The organism is Oceanobacillus sp. GQ8, from assembly GCF_059758495.1.
Map to the genome: position 1 here is coordinate 333839 of NZ_JCAXEV010000002.1, position 21584 is coordinate 355422.

Annotated in this window: 22 protein-coding genes; 15 read left to right on the plus strand and 7 right to left on the minus strand. The window is 39.8% G+C overall.

The genetic code is table 11. The features are described 5' to 3' along the window. Positions 1-34: 34 nt before the first annotated feature. Complete coding sequence (locus tag AC6CHS_RS06690; protein WP_498235045.1) at positions 35-778, plus strand: hypothetical protein; 744 nt, start codon at positions 35-37, stop codon at positions 776-778. 48 nt (positions 779-826) lie between these two features. Here AC6CHS_RS06690 and AC6CHS_RS06695 read toward each other — a convergent pair whose 3' ends face one another. Further along, positions 827-1021 (minus strand): H-type small acid-soluble spore protein, encoded by a 195-nt coding sequence (locus tag AC6CHS_RS06695; RefSeq protein WP_498235046.1) that lies wholly within the window; start codon positions 1019-1021, stop codon positions 827-829. Positions 1022-1030: 9 nt separating this feature from the next. Further along, on the minus strand, positions 1031-1150 hold the full coding sequence (locus AC6CHS_RS06700; protein WP_081779477.1) for a DUF4023 domain-containing protein: 120 nt from the start codon (positions 1148-1150) through the stop codon (positions 1031-1033). 154 nt (positions 1151-1304) lie between these two features. Here AC6CHS_RS06700 and AC6CHS_RS06705 point away from each other — a divergent pair, with 154 nt between their 5' ends. The 6 genes from AC6CHS_RS06705 to AC6CHS_RS06730 all read left to right on the plus strand — a co-directional run bounded on the left by AC6CHS_RS06705 (position 1305) and on the right by AC6CHS_RS06730 (position 6257). Further along, positions 1305-2534, plus strand: a complete 1230-nt coding sequence (locus AC6CHS_RS06705) for a hemolysin family protein (protein ID WP_498235048.1) — start codon at positions 1305-1307, stop codon at positions 2532-2534. A gap of 95 nt (positions 2535-2629) precedes the next feature. Beyond that, on the plus strand, positions 2630-2974 hold the full coding sequence (locus AC6CHS_RS06710) for an ArsR/SmtB family transcription factor (protein WP_498235050.1): 345 nt from the start codon (positions 2630-2632) through the stop codon (positions 2972-2974). 11 nt (positions 2975-2985) lie between these two features. After that, on the plus strand, positions 2986-4281 hold the full coding sequence (locus AC6CHS_RS06715) for an arsenic transporter (RefSeq protein WP_498235052.1): 1296 nt from the start codon (positions 2986-2988) through the stop codon (positions 4279-4281). 12 nt (positions 4282-4293) lie between these two features. Further along, positions 4294-4713 carry an arsenate reductase (thioredoxin) gene (gene arsC / locus AC6CHS_RS06720; RefSeq protein ID WP_498235053.1) on the plus strand — a complete coding sequence of 140 codons (420 nt, stop codon included), beginning with the start codon at positions 4294-4296 and terminating at the stop codon, positions 4711-4713. Between the two features lie 254 nt (positions 4714-4967). Continuing rightward, positions 4968-5618, plus strand: coding sequence for a flavin reductase family protein (locus tag AC6CHS_RS06725; protein ID WP_498235054.1), 651 nt, complete (start codon positions 4968-4970; stop codon positions 5616-5618). Positions 5619-5672: 54 nt separating this feature from the next. Continuing rightward, positions 5673-6257: a bifunctional transcriptional activator/DNA repair enzyme AdaA gene (locus AC6CHS_RS06730; protein WP_498235056.1), complete on the plus strand. Its 585-nt coding sequence runs from the start codon at positions 5673-5675 to the stop codon at positions 6255-6257. Positions 6258-6550: 293 nt separating this feature from the next. Here the strand turns inward: AC6CHS_RS06730 and AC6CHS_RS06735 are convergent, their stop codons facing one another. Beyond that, on the minus strand, positions 6551-7519 hold the full coding sequence (locus tag AC6CHS_RS06735) for a sugar phosphate isomerase/epimerase family protein (protein ID WP_498235057.1): 969 nt from the start codon (positions 7517-7519) through the stop codon (positions 6551-6553). A 192-nt stretch (positions 7520-7711) separates the two neighbouring features. On the opposite strand from AC6CHS_RS06735, the gene AC6CHS_RS06740 reads away from it, so the two are divergent. The 8 genes from AC6CHS_RS06740 (at position 7712) to AC6CHS_RS06775 (ending at position 15309) form a co-directional block, all read left to right on the plus strand. Next, positions 7712-8701, plus strand: coding sequence for a LacI family DNA-binding transcriptional regulator (locus AC6CHS_RS06740; protein ID WP_498235058.1), 990 nt, complete (start codon positions 7712-7714; stop codon positions 8699-8701). A 127-nt stretch (positions 8702-8828) separates the two neighbouring features. Then, positions 8829-9803 carry a substrate-binding domain-containing protein gene (locus AC6CHS_RS06745; protein WP_498235059.1) on the plus strand — a complete coding sequence of 325 codons (975 nt, stop codon included), beginning with the start codon at positions 8829-8831 and terminating at the stop codon, positions 9801-9803. Between the two features lie 116 nt (positions 9804-9919). Further along, the gene (locus AC6CHS_RS06750; RefSeq protein ID WP_498235061.1) at positions 9920-11464 is read left to right on the plus strand and encodes a sugar ABC transporter ATP-binding protein; all 1545 of its coding nucleotides are present in this window, start codon (positions 9920-9922) and stop codon (positions 11462-11464) included. Continuing rightward, a complete protein-coding gene (locus AC6CHS_RS06755; protein ID WP_498235063.1) occupies positions 11427-12410 on the plus strand; it encodes an ABC transporter permease in 984 nt (327 codons plus the stop codon). The genes AC6CHS_RS06750 and AC6CHS_RS06755 overlap by 38 nt, the downstream gene beginning before the upstream one ends. 11 nt (positions 12411-12421) lie before the next feature. Next, entirely contained in the window at positions 12422-13465 is a 1044-nt protein-coding gene (locus tag AC6CHS_RS06760; protein ID WP_498235064.1) for a Gfo/Idh/MocA family protein, read from the plus strand. An 89-nt stretch (positions 13466-13554) separates the two neighbouring features. After that, positions 13555-13842 (plus strand): hypothetical protein, encoded by a 288-nt coding sequence (locus AC6CHS_RS06765; protein ID WP_036577800.1) that lies wholly within the window; start codon positions 13555-13557, stop codon positions 13840-13842. 108 nt (positions 13843-13950) lie between these two features. After that, positions 13951-14562 (plus strand): TetR/AcrR family transcriptional regulator, encoded by a 612-nt coding sequence (locus AC6CHS_RS06770; protein WP_498235066.1) that lies wholly within the window; start codon positions 13951-13953, stop codon positions 14560-14562. Between the two features lie 78 nt (positions 14563-14640). Beyond that, positions 14641-15309, plus strand: coding sequence for a GTP pyrophosphokinase (locus tag AC6CHS_RS06775; protein WP_498235686.1), 669 nt, complete (start codon positions 14641-14643; stop codon positions 15307-15309). A 340-nt stretch (positions 15310-15649) separates the two neighbouring features. Here the strand turns inward: AC6CHS_RS06775 and AC6CHS_RS06780 are convergent, their stop codons facing one another. The 4 genes from AC6CHS_RS06780 to AC6CHS_RS06795 all read right to left on the minus strand — a co-directional run bounded on the left by AC6CHS_RS06780 (position 15650) and on the right by AC6CHS_RS06795 (position 21562). Next, positions 15650-16996 (minus strand): sodium/glutamate symporter, encoded by a 1347-nt coding sequence (locus AC6CHS_RS06780; protein WP_106898223.1) that lies wholly within the window; start codon positions 16994-16996, stop codon positions 15650-15652. A gap of 758 nt (positions 16997-17754) precedes the next feature. Next, a complete protein-coding gene (gene ptsG / locus AC6CHS_RS06785) occupies positions 17755-19815 on the minus strand; it encodes a glucose-specific PTS transporter subunit IIBC (RefSeq protein WP_498235067.1) in 2061 nt (686 codons plus the stop codon). 424 nt (positions 19816-20239) lie between these two features. Continuing rightward, positions 20240-21076, minus strand: a complete 837-nt coding sequence (glcT, locus tag AC6CHS_RS06790; protein WP_498235068.1) for a glucose PTS transporter transcription antiterminator GlcT — start codon at positions 21074-21076, stop codon at positions 20240-20242. A 96-nt stretch (positions 21077-21172) separates the two neighbouring features. Further along, positions 21173-21562, minus strand: coding sequence for a hypothetical protein (locus AC6CHS_RS06795; protein WP_498235070.1), 390 nt, complete (start codon positions 21560-21562; stop codon positions 21173-21175). Positions 21563-21584: the final 22 nt, after the last annotated feature.

Below are 21584 nucleotides of genomic sequence, written 5' to 3' on the forward strand. Positions count from 1 at the left end.
TCTATATGGAAAGAACCCAGAAAGGATGACAGGTATGGGGCTATATATGGATCGAAACAAGCATCGAAACTTGTTTAAAAACAAGGAACCATTAAAAGAGCCAAACCAAGGGATCTATATAAAAAATCATGTAGCTGAAATGATAATGGAGCAAAAGAAAGTAAACCAGTCGCTTCACCAAAATCAAGTAAAAATGAAGCAGCATTTTTATAGACAAGAGGGAAAGAATGCTGGGCAATGGCGGGAAATGATTACGAAGTTAACCGCATTGCAACAGAATAATTCGATGCAAGACAGACGGGATGCAGAAATGATTCGCCTTTTGGAACAAATGGAGGCAAAGCATACAACAATGGAAAAGCTACTAGAAGATACACAACGAACCAATAAGGAGCTTTCCGGGAAAGTGAACCATCTTCAATTGGCACAGTCAGATATGACGGATCATTTAACGTCTCGGGAACAAGAGGATAAGGATTTACGAGCTAGTTTGCAGCAACAATCTGAATGGCAGGATAAAATCGAAACAAAGCTAACGAATCAGGAGGAGCATCAGAAAGCTGTCATGGCAAGTCTGGAAAACCAGGAAGCCATAACGGAAAAATTGGCGAGGCAGCTTGACCATGTTCGGTCTACCTTATTCGAACGAACCAGTCATTTGGCAGAAAAGATTGAAGAGAATTATCGTCTAACCACCGCATATATTACAAAGCTCTTCACCGGCTCAGAAAATCAGATAGCACACTTTAAAATGGATCGAAGGCAAAATAAAAAGTAGGGAAATTTCCCCGTCGATGCTCAGTACATGGACGGGGCGGTTTCCCTACTAATGTTTTACTGGAACAGTTTCCGTTAGTCTGCTGATTTCTACCATCTGTTCATGGTCCATCTCATCGAGGGGAAAGACAGTGGCGTTGCCGTTATCTTCTCCAACAGACTGGATATAAACCGGTATTCCAGCATAATCGACCTGAATTAAATTTGGAGCTTCTAGAATTTCCCTTACGCGTTGTTTTTCCATAGGGGCTCCTTAATGTCGCTTGTTTGGAAGCTTTTTGGCCGGGTCATTAAACCCTTGACGCTTTTTATTTTGTATATCCTTTTGCTTTGTTTCATTAAACTTCTTTACAAATTCATTTGTACTCTCCATTTAATCCCCTCCTGAAGAAAATGTCCCCTTTATTAATTTAACCAGTGGAAACCAAATCATGCGATGATTTTCGTTTTCCTTTTCAAGTGTAGGGTAATACTTTATTATATGGATAATATGAAGAAGTGCATTCATCCAAGGAGGAATTAACCAAGTGATTATTGCTATAATCATTTTAATACTTACATCGTTTTTCTTTTCCGGTAGCGAAACAGCTTTAACTGCAACGAATAAAATGAGATTACAGTCTAAGCAAGATAAAAAGTCCCAAAAATTACTTGATATCGTTTCAAAGCCTGAGCAATTTATAACCGCCATTCTAATTGGAAATAATATTTCAAATATACTGCTGCCAACCTTGGTTACCATGGTTGCGCTAGAGTATGGATTTAGTGTTGGCTTAGCTTCTGCTATCCTGACAGTCGTGATTATTATCTTTGCAGAAGTTATTCCTAAATCGGTTGCGGCAGCTTTTCCGGATCGCATTTCGTATATTGTTTACCCGGTTATTCGGTTTGTTATCATGATTTTTAAACCGTTAACGTTCCTATTAAATTCGATTACTGGCTTTATTATAAGGAGTCTATCTAAAGGACAGGATAAAGAGGCATCTGTATCGAAGGAAGAAATACGAGCAATGGTGGATATTGCCCGGACAGAAGGCATTTTTAAACAAGATGAGTCCCATCGAATTAAAGGGGTTTTAGAATTCAATAATTTAAATGTTAAGGATGCGTTGAAGACCCCCAGAGTAGATCTTGTTGGCTTACCAAACGATGCTACCTTTGAAGAAGCGCGGGATGTGGCGATCCAAAATCCTTTCACACGATATCCCATTTATGAAGAAGATGTGGATAATATTATAGGGGTATTTCACTCGAAGTATTTATTGTCATGGTCGATAGACCCTGAGCAAACATTGGAATCCTTTAGTGATATGGACCCGCTCATTGTGTTTGAATTCCATTCAATTGAATATGTTTTCCGCAAAATGATTCAAGAAAAAAAGCATATGGCTGTAGTACTGGATGAATATGGGGGAACAGAAGGGATTATCACGCATGAGGATATCATCGAAGTGTTAATCGGGCTTGAAATTGAAGATGAGACAGATGTCGTGAGTGAAGCCCTGGTTGAAAAAGTATCAGATAAGGAAATCGTGTGTCATGGAAAAATACCACTCCACCGTTTAAATACCATTTTTCATACGAATATTCCAGAAGAGGAAGATGTGCTTGCTGGCTATTTAATTAAGGAGTTTAATTATTTCCCGGAGGACGGGGAAACCCTTACCGCTGCTGGGTTAACCTTTAATATCTTGCGTACAGATGATCGAACATTAAAGCGTGTCCAGATTTTGAAAGAACCCCAAGATGGGAGATAGATAAGCAAAAGGCATGCTGCTAATGTAGTAGCATGTTTTTGTTGTTGCGTATATAAGCATATAGTTATATACTTATGCAAAAGAGGTGATGAAGAATGGTAAAGACAGGCGTCGAAATGGAGCAAGCAGCAGGAATCCTTAAACTGCTCGGCGATAAAACCCGACTTACGATGCTAAAGCTGTTGGATGAACATACCTGCTGTGTGTGTGAGTTTGTGGAAATCTTTCAAGTGAGTCAACCATCAATTAGCCAACATTTACGGAAGCTTCGAGACGTTGGTCTTGTGAAGGAAGAAAGAAAAGGGCAATGGATTTTCTATTCGCTGAATAAAACGAACGCGTATTATACTTTTCTTGCGCCATTATTGGAACAGCTTCCTGATCAAAGTTATCGTTTGAAGGAGCTTGAGGAGAACGGTACAAGAATAAATTGTTGTTAGGGGGAAATATATTGTTATCTGTCATCTTAGCGTTACTCATTTTCCTGGTGACTTTAATCTTTGTCATTTGGCAACCGAAAGGATTATCCATTGGCTGGTCAGCTTGTTCCGGTGCAGTACTTGCTTTATTGGTGGGGGTAGTGGACTTTCATGACGTAGCCGAAGTAACCGGTATTGTATGGAATGCTACGCTTGCCTTCGTAGCCATTATCCTTATATCATTGGTGCTTGATGAAATCGGGTTTTTTGAATGGGCAGCACTACATATGGCCAAGGCGGCAAAGGGTAATGGGGTTAGAATGTTTATCTATGTTAGTATTCTTGGAGCAATCGTTGCGGCCTTTTTCGCAAATGATGGTGCAGCATTAATCCTCACTCCTATTGTGCTTGCTATGGTGCGGAATTTAAAGTTTAAAGAAAAAATGATTTTTCCATTTATCATGGCAAGTGGGTTTATTGCAGACACGACCTCTTTGCCACTCGTGGTAAGTAATTTGGTAAATATTGTGTCAGCGGATTTCTTTAATATTGGATTTGTCGAATATGCTTCTCGAATGATCATACCGAACTTTTTCTCTCTAGGAGCAACCATTCTAGTTCTATTTCTATACTTCAGAAAAAGTATTCCTGCAACCTACGATGTCACGCAGTTAATGAAGCCAGCTGATGCTATTAAGGATAAGCAAATGTTTCGTCTGTCCTGGTATGTACTTGGAATATTACTTGTAGGTTACTTTATTAGCGAGTTCATTCAGCTGCCTGTTTCGATTGTAGCTGGTGTGGTAGCCATTTTCTTTTTACTCATGGCTAAGTCAAGCAAGGCTGTTGATACCCTTGCTGTAATTAAAGGTGCACCGTGGGCGATTGTCTTTTTCTCTATTGGGATGTATGTGGTGGTCTTTGGTTTACGGAATGCAGGGCTTACGGATATTTTAGCCGTTGTGATCCAAAAGAGCGCGGAGCAGGGATTATTTTTCGCAACAGTAGCGATGGGGTTCATTGCAGCAATTCTTTCCTCGGTTATGAATAACATGCCGACTGTTATGATCGATGCTATTGCAATTGCGGAAACAGATACAACAGGAGTAATCAGAGAAGCGCTAATTTACGCGAATGTGATTGGATCAGATCTTGGACCTAAAATCACGCCAATTGGTTCATTAGCAACTTTACTGTGGCTCCATGTTCTCTCGCAAAAGGGAATTAAAATATCATGGGGCACATACTTCAAGACAGGGATTATCCTTACGATCCCAATTTTATTTATTACACTAATAGGTTTATATTTAACGTTGACTTTACTATAGGAGGAAAAGTATATGGCTAAAAAGATTATTTATTTTTTATGTACTGGTAACTCATGTCGTAGCCAAATGGCAGAAGGCTGGGCAAAGAAATTACTTGGTGATGATTGGGTAGTAAAGAGTGCGGGGATTGAAGCACATGGTTTAAATCCTAAAGCGGTTCAGGCAATGAAGGAGATCGCCATCGACATCTCTGACCAGACCTCTGACATAATTGATCCGGAAATTTTAAACAATGCAGACCTGGCTGTGACGTTATGCGGTGATGCGGCAGATAAATGCCCGGTAACACCACCCCAAGTCCGTAGAGAACACTGGGGATTTGATGATCCAGCAAAAGCAGAAGGAACAGAGGAAGAGAAGTGGCAAGTCTTTCAACGTGTTAGAGATCAAATAGGGGATAGAATCAAGCAATTTGCTGAAACGGGAAAGTAAGAGTAAAGTGACTATGATAAAAAGATATTAATAACGCAAATGTCGTCGAGTGGTCAGTTTCAGTGTTAATAATTTACACAATAGGTAGATGACTATTTTCATACAGAACCAGACGGCTTTACTTGATTAAAGTAAATGTTTCTATGCTTAAATAACATCGCTCTTGAATTGAAAGGCAAGAATCAAGAATATCTTGCTTCAACAATACTTTATAATGAGCTTATATCTCATGAAAAGACAAGGAGTGGTAAAAAATGCATAAGACAATCGAACCAAAAGTACTATACTTTGGGACACCTGTTGTTCTTATTAGTACATTAAACGAAGACGGGTCACCTAATTTGGCCCCTATCTCCTCAGTATGGTGGATTAATCAGTCGTGCATGCTTGGCATGAGCAGCAAGTCCAAAACTGTCCAGAATTTACAACGGGAGAAAGAATGCGTTATCAATTTGCCATCCGAGGATCTTGTTGACGCAGTTGATCGGCTGGCTTTGTTGACCGGTGAAACGCCGGTGCCAAAGGCTAAAAAGGAGATGGGCTATAAACACGAACACGACAAGTTTGGAAGTGCTGGACTGACACCGATCCCATCGCATATGGTGAGAGCGCCACTTGTGAAAGAATGTCCAGTTCAATTAGAGGGTAGTATTAAGAATACTCATTCTTATGAAGAACCCAGCTCTATTCTTGCAATAGAAGTAAAAATTGTAAGTACCCATATTGACGAAAAAATCCTAATGGGAGGTGAAAAGAACTATATCGATCCCGAGAAATGGAAACCGTTGATGATGAATTTTTGTGAGTTTTTTGGCTTAAGCAGCAAACTCCACCCGTCAAGGCTTGCCAAACCCTTTATGGCTCAAGCGTATGAAATGAACGGAGAATATCGGGAGCCACGATGAGTAATTTCACACTTCTGGGACTTAGAAGGTTTTTCTACACAAGGAAGTGGGACAATGAAAGATCAAACTAATTTTTCTAAACATATCATGTGGAATGCGACGATAACTTGTAATCCTGCTTACGATAATATGTTTTTTTATGCAGTAAAGACAACGAGGATTTTTTGTCGGCCGTCTTGTAAGTCTAAAGTTCCTAAGTATGAAAATGTATCCTTTTTTATAAGTGTTGACAAAGCTAAAAAAGCAGGGTATCGGCCTTGTAAGAGGTGTCGACCTGATTTGATATCAAAGAATTATAACCCATCCGCAACGGTTATTGAAGATACTATACAATTTCTCAAAAAAAATTATGACCAAAAAATACTTTTAGATGAAATAGCGTCAACGGTGGGGGTTAGCCGTTTTCATTTGAATCGGCTTTTTAAGGTATGGACTGGTTACACGCCACGTATGTATTTAGAAAGAATCAGAGTTGAAAAGGCAAAAGAGTTGCTTTTGAAGACCACATTAAATAGTACAGATGTTGGTTATCATGTAGGCTATCAAAGTATTTCTAGCTTTTATAGTGCTTTTAAACGGTCCACTGGATTTTCACCGAGTCATTTTAAAACTTATTATGATAATACCACTGTATTTTAAGGCTTCAAGTGAGTTTATTATTCTTTTCAAACGTGCTCAATTGCTAAGCAGCACAAGTATTATAAAATATAAGAAGTATACTCAGAAATGCTGGAAAGAATCCATTTTGATCAATCTTTTTTCAAAATGGATTCTTTAATTTGCCATAAAGTAAGGGGGTGTCAGGCAGTTTTTTAATAACCCTTAATAAAAATTAGCTGGGCATGAATAACTATTTAAAATTAAGCACAGTAATAGTTTAGTGCTCTCAGTAGAGTCGCAAGAGGTTCTTTGCTTACTAAAGTACTACTTTTCTATGCCCACCACATGTCGCCCATGGATTCTTTCACCATGACTGGCTTGAGGTTTTCTACTGCTTTAGTGAAGCCTTCGTCTACTGACATGAGGCCATCTTCGTGTTCAATGCTAACTACATAATCATAATTCATTAAACGTAGGGTGCTCACAATATCGGCCCATGTTTTTGTGTCATGACCAAATCCGACACTTCTAAAGTACCACGCTCGATCACGCATTTGGGAATAGTCGGTCATATCTGTAAGTCCATTTCGGTTCATGTTTGGCTGGTCAATAATCGTATCCTTTGCATGGAAATGATGAATTGCATTTTCACGACCAAGTATTTTAATCGACTCAACGGGATCAATACCTTGCCACCACATATGGCTAGGATCAAGGTTGGCACCAATTGCCGGACCGCACGCTTCCCGAAGCTTCAACATGGTTGCAGGAGTATGTACAGAGAAGCCACCATGTAGCTCAAGTCCAATCTTAACACCATGTTTTTCTGCAAAATCACTTTTTTCCTTCCAGTACGGAATAAGCTTTTCTTCCCATTGCCATTTTAGTACCTCTTGGAAGTCGTGTGGCCAAGGTGTCACTGGCCAGTTTGGATAGAGGGCACCTTCATGGTCTCCTGGGCATCCAGAGAAGGTATTTACAACCGGTACACCAAGCTTCTCAGCAAGGATAATCGTTTTTTCTAATATTTCATCTGCTGGCTCTGCAATTTTCTTTTGAGGATGAAGAGGGTTTCCGTGACAGCTTAAGGCACTAATCATTAACCCACGTGATTCCACTTTTTGTTTGAACTCGGATAATTTCTGTTCATCGTTGAGTAGTTCATCAACCTTACAGTGTGCATCACCAGGGTAACCACCTGTTCCTAACTCTACCGCTTCCAATCCTTTGGAAGAAACGTAGTCTAACATGTCATCAAATGACTTATCGGAGAATAATACTGTAAAAACACCTAATTTCATTTGAACAACCTCCTCTATTAGTCTTGTATACTCATTTTGTAATCCTTTACATTACTAAACATATATAATTCAACATGATAAATCAACCATTTTGTATATATTTAAAAAACATATTGACAGAAAATTAGGACTGTATTACTATGAAATTGTAAACGATTACAATTGGCGGCGTTTGAAAAGAGGGACACCATAATGACCAACATCCACCACGTAGCAAAAGAAGCAGGCGTATCTGTCGCCACAGTATCACGTGTATTAAATGGGCAAAATAGCGTTACATACAAGACGAAGCTAAAGGTTGAAGAAGCAATCAACAAGTTGAATTATGAACCTAGTGTACTGGGCAGAAATCTACGAAACTCTGAAAGTAGAATACTTTTGATCCTTATCCCGCAAATCTCTAATCCTTTTTACACAGAAATAATTAAAGGAATTGAACAAACTGCAATTAGCCTTCACTATAATATTTTACTTTGCGAGACAGATTCAAGTCCACAACGTGAGAACATCTATTTTGAGCTTGTGCGCAACAAGATGGCTGATGGTATTATCTCTATGGACCCTGCGGTAAATCGAGAAACCTTACTTAAATTGGCTGAGAAGCACGCGATTATTCAATGCAGTGAATATACGCCAGACAGTGGGATACCGTATGTAACAATTGATAATGAAGAGGCTGCCTATCGTGCGGTAAATCATCTGATTCAAATTGGCCACCGTAACATTGCGATGATCAACTCTGATGAGACCTATCTCTATGCACAGCAGCGGAGACAGGGCTATCAAAAAGCGTTGGTGAAGCATGACATTCCAATCCGACCGGAATATGTCCTACATGCTTCTGAACTGGGATTTGATAATGGGCAGCAGGCAATGAAAAGGATTCTAAAGCTGAAAGAACGGCCAACAGCCGTTTTTGCAGTATCAGACTTGTTGGCTATCGGTGCACTAAAAGAAGTGAATAACCAACGATTACAGGTGCCAGAAGATATGGCCATTGTGGGATTTGATAAAATTGATTTTTCCAATATGACCTATCCAACTTTGACAACCATCTCCCAGCCAATGTATAAGATGGGAAAGATTGCAGCCAGCATGCTCATTGACCGGATAAAAGGAAAAAAGGTTGAAAGCGTCATGTTAGAACATGAACTTGTAATTCGTGGCTCAACAGCAGGATAACTATCTAAGACTAGCGCTCTGTTATTAAACATCTGCTTTAATAGTAGAGCGCTAGCCTTAGAATAAGTAAATGTAAACGTTTACAACAGCTTGGCTAGTATTTTAAAACACAAAAGGGGTGGTTGGTGTGAGAAAGTTGTGGTTGTTTTTGTTGGCATTATTCGTTATTGGTTTAGTTGCTTGTGGAGAGGAGAGCAGTGGGGATAGTGAAGGCGGAGGAGATAGCGGAGATAGCGATCTTACGATTGGAATATCCCTTCCTTCTGCAACCCATGGTTGGATGGGGGCATTAATTGATAATGCCGAAAGTCAGGCGAAGGAGATACAAGAGGCAGAAGGTATTAAATATATTATGACGAATGCAGCAGATCCTAACTCTCAGGCAAACGATGTGGATGATCTGATATCACAGGATGTAGATGTAATTGTTATGCTTCCCATCGAATCTGCAGCACTATCGCCAGTAGGGCAAAAAGTAAAAGATGCTGGTATCCCATTAGTTATCGTCGATCGTGAGTTGGAGAATGATGCAGCTACAGTGGTTGTAAAAGGGGACAACGAAGGAATTGGTGTAAACGCTGGGGAATACTTCATTGATAAGTTAGGCGGAAAAGGAAAGATAGTCGAGATTACCGGTCCTCCTAGCTCTGTTACAGAACAACGTGGGGCAGGTTTTAAAGAGGCTATTGAGAGCACAGACGGCATGGAGATCATTGCATCTCAAAGTGGAGAATTTTCAACCGAAACTTCTTTAGAAGTGATGCAAAACATTTTGCAGGCACAACCGGAAATTGATGCCGTGTTTACCCAAGATGATGGAATGGCATTAGGAGTAGTGCAAGCAATTAAAGAAGCAGGACGCGAGGATATTCAATTTGTGACAGGTGCAGGTGGAGCAAAAGAAGTATTTGAAAGTATTAGAGATGATGGCCTTATTTCCGCAACCTTCCTTTATTCTCCAACGATGGTTCGAGAAGGCGTGAAAATTGCAGCAGAGCTGGCTAAGGGAGAAGAGCCAGAGGAAACAATGGTTATTTTGGAAGCGACAGAAATCATTAAAGACAATGTAGAAGAACAATATGATCCTGACTCTAAATTCTAATTAAATGGTGAGGAAGCACAATGTAAAAAGGTAACAACATTGTGTTTCCTTGAACTCATTTGATCCAGGCTGGGTCGTTTTCAGTCTAAGCTTTTGTTTAATAAAGGGGGATAGTTATGTCGAATGATTGGATTGTAGAAATGAATGATATTGAAAAATCGTTTAACAGGATCCCTATATTGAAAAAGGTCTCGTTACAAGTAAAAAAAGGGGAAATCCATGCACTGCTTGGAGAAAATGGCGCTGGGAAGTCTACCTTAATGAATATACTCGGCGGGGTGCATTTAGCTGATAAAGGATTCATTACGGTGGATGGAGGAAAAGTTGCCATTACGACACCAAAAGTATCTCAGCAACTTGGAATAAGTTTTATTCACCAGGAATTAAATGTCGTTGGCGATTTACGAATCTATGAAAACATGTTCCTAGGTTCAGAGCTACGTAACAAGCTAGGCATTCTAAAAGTAGAGGAGATGTGCCGACAGACCGAGGACATTTTAGCAAATCTGGGTGTCAGACTTGACCCGAAGGAATACGTTCGTAATTTAGATACGTCCTACAAACAGCTTATTGAAATTGCGCGCGCACTTTTACACAGATCCCGGATTATTATCATGGACGAACCAACGACAGCCCTTGCAGAGCATGAAGTGGAAAGGTTATTCAGTTTCATGACAAAACTCCGGGAGACAGGCGTCTCCATTATTTACATTTCCCATAAGTTAAAGGAAATTAAAGCTATCTGCGACAGATATACTGTACTGCGGGATGGGGAGTTGGTCGCAACAGGGAGCTTAAACGAAACAGAGCTAGACCAGATTACAAACATGATGGTTGGTAGATCCGTTTCAGAAGAGCGATTTGTGCAGGAGCATTCCTTTGGGGATACGATACTCGAAGTAAAGGATTTAGGCTGCGAGGGTGAATTTCGTGATATTAACTTTATCGTAAGGAAAGGGGAAATAGTTGGTTTTACGGGTCTTGCGGGCGATGGTAGAACAGAGCTTATTGAAACGCTATTTGGCTATAGAAGGAAATCGACTGGCGAAATAAAGGTCAATGGCAAGCAGGTGAAAATAAATCATCCTAAGCATGCCTTAAAAGCGGGACTTGGCCTTGTGCCGAAAGATCGTAAAGAAAATGCGATTATAAAAGATTTAAACGTTATTCATAATCTAACACTTTCTTCCATGGGTCACTTTGAACAGGCTGGTTTTATTCAGGAAAAGAGAGAAAAAAGCAGGTTTTCTTATTATCGCGATAAATTAAATATAAAACTTCACGATCCAACTGTCACGATAGATAAACTAAGTGGAGGAAATCAACAGAAAGTCGTCATTGCGAAGTGGCTGGAAGTAGGGCCTGATGTTCTTATCTTTGATAACCCTACTCAAGGGATTGATGTTGGTGCCAAAAGAGAGGTCTACCAACATATTGTTGACCTTGCTTCGGAGGGGAAAGCAATCATTATTCTTTCTTCTGAAGCACCGGAAATAATGAAGGTTTGCCATTATATCCACGTCATGTATCAAGGAGAAATTACTGCTAGTATCAATGGTGATAAGGCAACAGAGGATCTAATTATGAGTTATGCAACGGGATCGAAAAGGGAGGGTGGAAAAGGTGGGAAATACAGAAATGCAGCCACAGCAAAACAATAGACAAGAGCGCTCGGTTTGGAAAGATAAACTATCTTGGCTGTGGTCTGAGTACAGCGTCATTATAGCCTTTTTAATTATTTTTATCGCAGCATCTTTTATGAGTCCAAGGTTTCTCGATATTAACAATCAGATGAACATCCTTATGCAAGTTTCCATTATTGGGATCATCGCACTTGGAATGACGGTTGTCATGCTGTCTGGAGGGATCGACCTATCGGTAGGATCTGTGCTTGCATTGGTCGGTGTCATTGCTGTTATAGCATTAAATGCAACGGGTAGTATTATTGCAGCTGTTTTGACAGCTTTTATTGTCGGTTCCTTTGCAGGGCTTCTTAACGGATTGATGGTCGCAAAGGGAAGGATAGCTTCATTTATTGCCACCCTTGGTATGATGGCAGCTGCCAGGTCAATTGCCTTGTATATTGCTAATGGAGGAAGTATCTCAGGAGAAGTGTCTGGCTTTAGTGCGATTGCCAATAGTGAATTTCTTATGATTGATTACCCGATTATTATTTTTATTATCATGACAGTGTTTGTCTATTTGCTTATGCATAAAACAAGATTCGGGCGATACGTTTATGCAATTGGAAGTAATGAAAAAGCAGCAATGTTATCGGGGATCCGGGTAGATAGAGTGAAAATAGGGGTATATAGTTTAACAGGGCTTTTGGTTAGTGTTGCTGCTACAATTGAAACCTCTCGACTCAATTCCATTTCCTCCTCAAGCTCTGGAGTGTCCTACGAACTAGATGCCATTGCTGCGGTCATTATTGGTGGAACAAGAATGACTGGTGGAAGAGGGAAGATTATTGGAACATTTTTTGGAGTTCTTATCCTAGGTATCTTAAATAATATGATGAACTTAATGAATGTATCCCCCCACCTGCAAGGGTTTGTTAAAGGGTTAATCATCATCGTAGCGGTAGTATTTCAAAAACGCGAGTAGTAGAGGGGCGATTGAAGATGAAAGCAGGTATTATTGGGTGTGGCTCGATTGCAAAATTGCGCCACGCACCAGAATATAAAGCAAATAAGCAGATTTCGGGGATCGTGTTTTATGACCGAAATTCGGAACGATCAGAACGCCTCGCTACTATGTTCGATGGCTCTGTGGCGAGATCGATTAATGAATTGTTAGAAGACCCCACAATTAAGGTGATCAGTGATTGTTCCTCAAATGAAAATCATCATATTTTCTCAACGAAAGCTTTATTATCTGGAAAGCATGTACTTTGTGAAAAACCTATTTCTCTTACTGTAAAGGACGCACAAGAGATCTTGGAAGCAGAGAAGAAATCAGGCAAGGTATTGATGGTGGATCATAACCAACGCTTTACTCGTGCACACCAAAAAGCAAGAGAGATTATTCGAGGCGGGGAGTTAGGTAAGGTTCTCACCTTTAGAACGACCTTTGGCCATAAAGGGCCGGAACACTGGGGAGTGAATAAATCAAAATCTACATGGTTTTTTAAAAAAGAACGTTCTGGATTTGGAGTGGCAGGTGATTTGGGCATTCACAAGCTCGATTTAATCCATTACCTTCTAGATGACGAGATTACAAAGATTAGTGCTTTTCAAGGAGCGCTTAATAAAGTGGATGAACAGGGTAAGCCAATTGAAGTCTGTGATAATATCGTGGCCAGTATGCAAACAAAAAAAGGTTGTCTCGGCTCGGCGTCCTTCTCCTGGTCCTATTATGGAGAGGAAGATAACAGTACTGTTCTTTATTGTGAAACAGGTATTTTGAAGATTTATCACCACCCTGAATACCAGTTAGAAGTGATTAAAAGCACTGGAGAGAAGATTAATTATCAGCTGGAAACAATTCAAACAAATGATAACCAAACCAATACGGGTGTTATTGACGCGTTCATTCATTGTGTAACAACGGGTGAAAAACCAATTGCTTCTGGCCGGGACGCCCTAGGATCGTTAAAAGTAGTACTGGGAATGCTTCAAGCAGCAGAAACTGGTCGTATTATCACCGTAAATCCATCTTAAGAAGGAAGACGTACACACGTAGCACCCTCCGCTTTTCTTTTGCCCTCTGTTCTCTGAAATAGTAAGATGTAGGGGAATGGAGGGTTTGTATGAACCTTTTAGCAAAACAGCCTTATTTTAAAATGGAACGGAAGGTAACGAGCATAGAGCAAATTGACATCGAGCATGAGCGCGTCCTGACGTTATTTGATGAGAAGATTACTACCCAAAATAGAGAGTTTTTGATGAAAGATATTCTAGATGTTTCCTACCGTGAAATAGGCAATGACGGAGGTGGCCTTTTATACTTACACACATCACAGGGCGTCTATTCCTATACGGTAAAGGAATCTCCTATGGCATTTGTTGAAGCCTACCGCTTACATTGCCAAGCATAATTGTGTCTAATAAATGACACCAAGTCATAATGTATTGAATTATGATTTGGTGTCATTTATTATGGAGATATATCGAAGTGACACATTGTCACATTTGGAGTGGATTGCATGCCAACCTTAACTTTTTATAATCTTCCTGAAGAAAAGAAACAAAAACTAGTTACTGCTGCAGAGCAGGAATTTTCCCGGGTACCAGTTTATGAAGCCTCTATTGCGAATATTGTAAGGCAGGCTGGGATACCGCGTGGAAGCTTTTATCAGTACTTTGAAGGGAAAGAGGATGTGTTCTTTTATCTGTTGAATACACAAGCACAGAAACGCAGGCGTATCTTTTTTTCAATTCTAGAGAAGTATGATGGAGATATATTTCAAACAATGACCGAAATGTATGCCATTCTATTACAAGAAATTCCAACACAAGAGAATCTTCAATTTTTAAGGCATGCCTTTCTTAATATGACGCATAAAGTGGAACAATCGCTTGCAGAGATGTTCAGTTATGGGGATAGTAACGAAATGATAGATGGCCTTAGACCTTATATAAAAATGTCTGCTTTAAATACGCAATCTGAAGATGGGCTTGTACATGTTATGCAAATCATAATCGCTGTTACAATGCGAAATATTATGGAGAAATTCTCACGAAATCTTTCTGAGGAGCAGGCAATGGAGAATTATGAAATAGAACTGACCCTACTGCAAAAAGGGCTTTGCAAATGACATCGCGAGAGGAAGTTTAAATTGGTCGCTGGAGCTGTGAATAATCTTAAAACACTAAAAGTAGAATTAACTAGATTTATGATGTCTTATAAATTTGCTTTACACGAAATGAATACTAAAATCGATATTCTTAAACAGGAGTTTCATTATATACATGAATATAATCCAATTGAGCATGTGAATTCTCGGTTGAAAGCACCCGAGAGTATATTAAAGAAAGTTAAGAAGAAGGGATATGAGTTGTCACTCCCTGCTATTAGAGAGAATGTGCGGGATATCGCGGGCATACGAATAACATGTTCCTTTATATCAGATATCTATGAAATAAGTGACATGCTTCAACGTCAAAAGGATATTACAGTGATTGAATGTAAGGATTATATTAAAAACCCGAAGCCAAATGGATATCAGAGTCTTCATCTCATTTTGCAGGTTCCCATTTTTATGTCAGATCGTGAAGAAAATATGTATGTCGAAATTCAAATTCGAACGATTGCCATGGATTTTTGGGCTAGCTTGGAGCATAAGATCTATTATAAATATAATAAAGAGGTTCCAGCACATCTAACGGAAGAGCTGAAGGAAGCCGCAGACTCTGCGACGAAGCTGGATCGTAAAATGGAAGAGATTCACCGCAAAATGGCCCAGATCAAAGAGGATAATAATGAAGAAAAAGAAAATCCACTGGAGCTTATGTTGCTTAATGAGCGTTTTGCTTTGCCAGAGGATTTTTTAGAAAAAGAGTAAAAAATAGGGTAAGGCAAAAAGAAAATGAAGTAAGCAAAAGCCGGACGATTGTCGAATTGTATAATAAGATTCGAAATCGTCCGGCACTTTTTATCCCGGTGCAACCGTCCGTAAGACTCCCACTACAAAACATGTAGGGAAACCGTGAGTTTTTAGTGGGAGTAAACGGACGCTAACACCCCGATTCGTTTAACTAACAATCAGTGGGGGAAGAACGAAAACCTCCACTGATTGAAGTTTCACTTTATAACATTATGGATGAGACACACACTATTTTCGTAGTATATCCCTAGATTCTTTCGTTAAAATGTTATGCTCCATCCTCTTTCTGTCATAATACCTATTGATCGAGTTTTCGTCTTCCCCATAGACCGAATGATCGATTTACATAGATGATGATAGCTCCCGCCACTAACAAGACGAGTGGGATGACCCAAGTAAACCCAAATGCCACCAGCATAGGGGCGAAGGTAACAATCGCAATATCAAAAGGAGCTACGCCGATATACGCTAATGCATAATCATCGGTCGTTTTACTCTTTAACTCTGGGTCTACAATCCGCAGCAGGGCAAGTCCCATTGCCACCGTACCAGTACTCCAACCCCAACCGAACAAGGATTTTTCCACCCAAAAGTCTTTAAAAATATTAGGTCCAATAAAACGAAACAGAATATATGCCCAAATCGTTCCAAATAGGAAGAGCAGAGCTAGCGGAAGTGCGTAATCTACCACAACCGTTATATTAATAGAAGCAATCCCGATCGCTACAAGATAATCTGTCGCTGTTCCACCTATACGTTCCATTACACGTTGATCCACATACTCATCTGCCTTCACTTTGCGGCTTGCGACTTGAAAAAGCAGGGCCAGAATAAAAGCAATACTAAATAATGGAATGGAAACAGCAGGAATGGCTTTTTGTAAAATGTCAGATACCCAATAGGAAACCCCGATGACCAGCGCAATAATGGAAATATGCAGAACAAGCGGGTCAATAGAGCTAGGTGATACAGTCTCTTCACCCATTGCAGTGCGTTCTGTTTTCCCCATTAACCCTGTACGCAATTCGTTTGGGAGATCCTTAAAGCTTTGGATGAATTTCGTATGTCCTTTTTCGGTACTTCGTTTTACCAAAACCAATCCACCAAGTACTGCAATTAAAATTCCGATAGTAGCTGATGTCATGGCAAGGTCCATAGCCTCATCCCAACCGTAATATTGGAACCCTTCGCCAATTGCTGCAGCTGTTCCGTGTCCTCCAAGGAAACCTGCACCTAGAATTAATCCAAAGCCACTTGGTAAATCTGAGAAAAGAGGTACTAACACGATTAGCCCAAATAGTGCACCAGCTCCCCACATAAGAAGGGTTAATAGCATGGAAAACGACCACATCTCTCTTACGCGATGAATAATTTCCTTCAAGTTTACCTTTGCTGCACCGATTGGTATGGCTGCAAAAATAACGGCAATTAGAAGTCCGGGATAAGAACTAAATTGGTCTGAAAAGGGCAGCCAATCGAAACCACTTGGACCAAAGGCTAGTCCAATAAAACCGGCTATCATGCTTGCAGGGAGAAAGAGTGCCTGCATCCATTTTAGCTTTGCCCGCAGAATCGTCCCTGCTAGTAATAATCCAGAAATAATACTTATATCAATCATAAATGCTACTATAGTAAATTCATTCATTCAATTTCCTCCCTTTTTGTTGTGTGTATACGAGGTTTTGTGTCTTAAAGTCTCTTGGGAGAGCAATACACCTCTTAGAATTCGAATAGGTTGTGGGCAGTGTGCTTGGTACTTCAGGCGCCACCAGGTATGGCACATAATATAACTTATCTTATGAGCCAAGCTTAGGGATCAATAATGACCGATGATGGTATCCTCTATGAGGTAAAAAAACGTGTGGAATACCTCAGTTAAGCATGATTTGTGATTTTTCCTTGTGGGCAATGGATATGAAATAATATCTTATAAAGTGAGGGCATATCACGAAATGTTTTCCATTTTAGTCTTTCTTTAAGTAAAGACATTACCATACAACAACTGGTATTTCCTTATAAATATGGTGTATCTTGTGGCGTTTACGCTGGTATAGGGGAGCGTTACCTTGGAAGATGGGTTTTTCCGTTTTAAAAATAAATGGACCTTTTCTAGAGCTTTGAATTCCTTTTCAAAAAAGGTAAGAAAATTGTACCGTGCGAGCAATCCCCACATTTAGAAGTCTTTTCTTACTATATACCAAAAAGTAGGGAAAAAGGAAGACTTTTGGCCTAAATTATATCTTTCCAAATTTCTTAATGATGAAAAAAGAGAGTTTTCATCATACGATAATGGATAAGGAACGTGCGGCAAGTATAATTGTATAAAAAAGAGAAGCCGAACGGGTGCACGACTTTTTAAGAGTACGCAAACCGTTCGGCATGATAAATTGCTAGTCCCTTAACTTATTGTTTCTCAATTTGAATGATGTTTTTTTCGTTCAATGCAACATTACCTTGTTTTTGGAGAACAAGTTTTTCGCCCTCTTGGAGATTTGTAAAGACAACTGGCGTCATAATCGATGTAGCATTCTTTTCAATGTAATCCAAATCTGCACTGAGTAAAGGTTGTCCGGCCTTAACTGTACCTCCTTGCTCAACTAGTGTTTCAAATCCAATTCCATTCAAGTGAACCGTATCAATTCCAACATGAATTAAGATTTCTCTACCTCCATCGGATTCGATTCCAATTGCGTGTTTTGTAGGGAAAACATTCACTACTTTTCCGTTGACTGGAGAGACAATTGTTCCATCTGTTGGCATGATAGCAAAACCATCGCCCATCATTTTGGCAGAGAAGACTTGGTCCGGTACTCTTGTAATAGAGACAATCTCACCTTTCAACGGTGTGTGGATCGCTTCATTTGTTGTGCCATCGTTCTGCATCGCTTCCGGATTTATTTCTTCAATCTGTTGCTTAACTTCTTCCTGTTGATCTGTTTCTGTAACCCGCGGTCTTCTACCTGAAATAATATCCTGCATTTGTCCTTTTAATGTTTCCGAACGCGGTCCGAAAATCGCCTGAATATTGTCACCGACTTTAAGAACCCCTGCAGCACCAAGCTTCTTAAGTCTGCCTTTGTCTACATCTTTTATTGATTTAACGGATACACGAAGCCTTGTAATACAGGCATCTAAATGCGAAATGTTTTGCTGTCCACCTATTGCTTCTAGCACGTTATATGCAAGGTCACCAGCTTCTGTTTTGGTGTCGCCTTCTAATTCATCATCTTCTTCGCGTCCTGGCGTCATCAAGTTGAATTTTTTAATGAAGAAACGAAAGATAAAGTAGTAAATGACAGCAAAAATCAATCCAAGAATAATGGTGATCCACCATGGTTCTTGGTTAGGTAGTATTCCAAATAAGGCAAAGTCAATCGCACCGCCAGAGAACGTGTATCCTACGTTTACACTGAACATGGTCATCAGTACAAATGACAGTCCATCCAATACAGCATGAAGGAAGAATAATAGTGGTGATATAAACATGAAAGTAAATTCAAGTGGCTCTGTAATCCCTGTTAAGAAGGATGTTAACGCAGCAGAACCTAATAATCCTGCAACGAGTTTCTTTTTAGCTGGTTTTGCTGCATGGTACATTGCAAGCGCTGCAGCCGGCAGTCCGAACATCATAATTGGAAATTCACCTGCCATAAAGTTACCAGCAGTAATATCAACGCCATCTTTTAATTGAGCGAAGAAGATCGTCATGTCCCCACGTACAATATTTCCTGCAGCCGTCGTATACGAACCAAATTCATACCAGAAAGGCGCGTGAAAAATATGATGCAAACCAAATGGGATGAGTAATCGTTTAATAAATCCAAAGAAGAACACTGCTAGATAAGTTCCCTCTTCAATTAACCAGTAAGATGCGCTATTCATCGCGTGTTGTACAGGTGGCCAGATAAGGAGTAGCAATAAACCTGCTACAAACGCTATAGCAGCCGTAATAATTGGTACAAACCGTTTACCTGCAAAGAAGCCAAGGAATGAAGGCATCTCAATATCATGGAACCGGTTATAACAAAATGCAGCAATTAGCCCGACAATAATCCCGCCGAAGACACCTGTCTGTAAGGTAGGTATCCCCAATACAGTCGCATAGCCAGGATCTGCCGCTACCGTTTCAGGTGTCACGCCAACCCAGGAACTCATTACCTGGTTTAATACTAAGTAGCCTACAATTGCAGCAAGACCTGCTGTGCCATCACCGGCCAATCCGATTGCTACTCCGACTGCAAATATAAGTGCCAAGTTATTAAAGATAATGCCACCGGAATCTTCCATTACAGTTGCCATAAGTTGAATCCAGTCTGCACTCAGAAAAGGCAGATACTCAAGCATCGATTCCTGTTGAGCTGCGTTACCAAAACCAAGTAACAAACCAGCTGCTGGCAGGAGTGCTACCGGCAACATTAAAGCTTTTCCTACTTTTTGTAGGATGCCAAAAGCCTTTTTAAACAAAGGAAACCCTCCCAGAATAAAAGTACTTAATTGATTATGTTAATGAAAGCAAATGAGAAAAATTCACATCAGTTTCTCTTTTAGAGAATGTGTACGTGATACTCGGGAATTCAAAATTTAACTGCCTCGTTATACTTTCCTAACGTACAAAAAAGGCATGAACAGATACGATAAAAAAGATGACAGGGCTAATTCCCCATATCATTTTTTCATAATCGTCTCTACTCATGCCTGACCGAATCAGTAACACGTATAATCGTTTTATCCCGGTGCAATCGTCCGTAAGACTCCCACTTCAAAACATGAGGTGAAACCGTGATGTTTAAGTGGGAGTAAACGGACGTTAACACCCCGATTCGTTCAACTAACAATCAGTGGGGGAAGAATAAAAACTCCCCACTGATTGAAGTTTCACTTTATGTCATTATTTTGTTATAAGCCGTTGAAGATGCATCGTTAGATATACCGCTTCAGCCTCATATACGGGCTTTTTTAACGTTTGCTGCATAATTTTAATTATCTTCCACGAGAGATTGTAGCATGTTGGATACTCAGATTTCAATAGGGAAGCTATTTTTTCCGGCTCCTGTACTATTTCATCATTAAGTACCCGCTCAATGGTATAGCGTAAGTGCCGGAGTAAACGGGCGTATTCCATCCCTTCCCGGTCAATCGTTACGCGCAACTGCACTTCTATCATCTCAATCAGCTGAATAATGAGTTTGGAGTAGCGATTTACATCGGAGACGGCTTTATCCGTAATCGCACTGTGGACGTGTAAAGCAATAAAGCCAATTTCGCCTTCTGGCAAGTCTATTTGCATGGAATGGTTGATAAATTCCACTACTTCAGCGGCAACCTCATATTCGAATGGATAGAGCGCTTTCGTCTCTGTTAAAAACGGATTTTTGATAGCCATTCCATTTAATAGTCTTGTAGTGGCAAACAGAATATGATCTGTCAGCGCAACATGGACCTTTTCACTAAGTATAGTCCGTGTTCTTCTTCGAATGATCTCAAAGGAAGAAATGATAGTATTTAGCGTGTTTTCGTCTAAATCAGGGATTAGGCTTTTATAATGTTCTTGCGCTTTTTCATTACGCAGAACAAATAGCTTTTCCACTGTATTTTCAGGAATGATGGAATCTTTACTTTTGTTAAAGCCAATTCCTTTACCTATTAAGACTACTTCGCGCTGATTATCATCTAGGGCGATTAGTACATTATTATTGAGAGCCTTTACGACTTTGTAATCATTCATTTTTTATCACGTCCTTAAAGCTCTATCATAGCATTATACCAGGGAATATGAAAAGAACTTTAATTATGTGATGGATAAGAATAAAGCTACTATCCTTTAAACTTCTTTTACTACAATTGCTTGTGTTGACTTAATTTTTTTACATTCTTCAAACATCTCTTTCTCTACTAGCCCCAATTTAATTGCCGCCTCTAACTTTTCTGTATCTGGTTTTTTTTCAATGAGAACAAAATCCTGAAGATTAGCCTCTTCCAGCTTTTTAATTGTTAGGTCTGTCTCATAAGCAACACTAGATCGAATCTGGCGCTTTAGCCTATAATGGCCACGACTAATTTCTCCTGCTTTATCTTTTCCTAACTCTTCATCTAAATAAGTGTGAAATTTTTTCTTCAATCGATTCATTTCTTGTTCCAGTTCTTTCTTTTGTTTATTTAATATATCATAGCGCTTTACATCTTCTTCAGAAACGATTTCGGCGTTATTCATAATCATTCCCCCTCGGCTCACT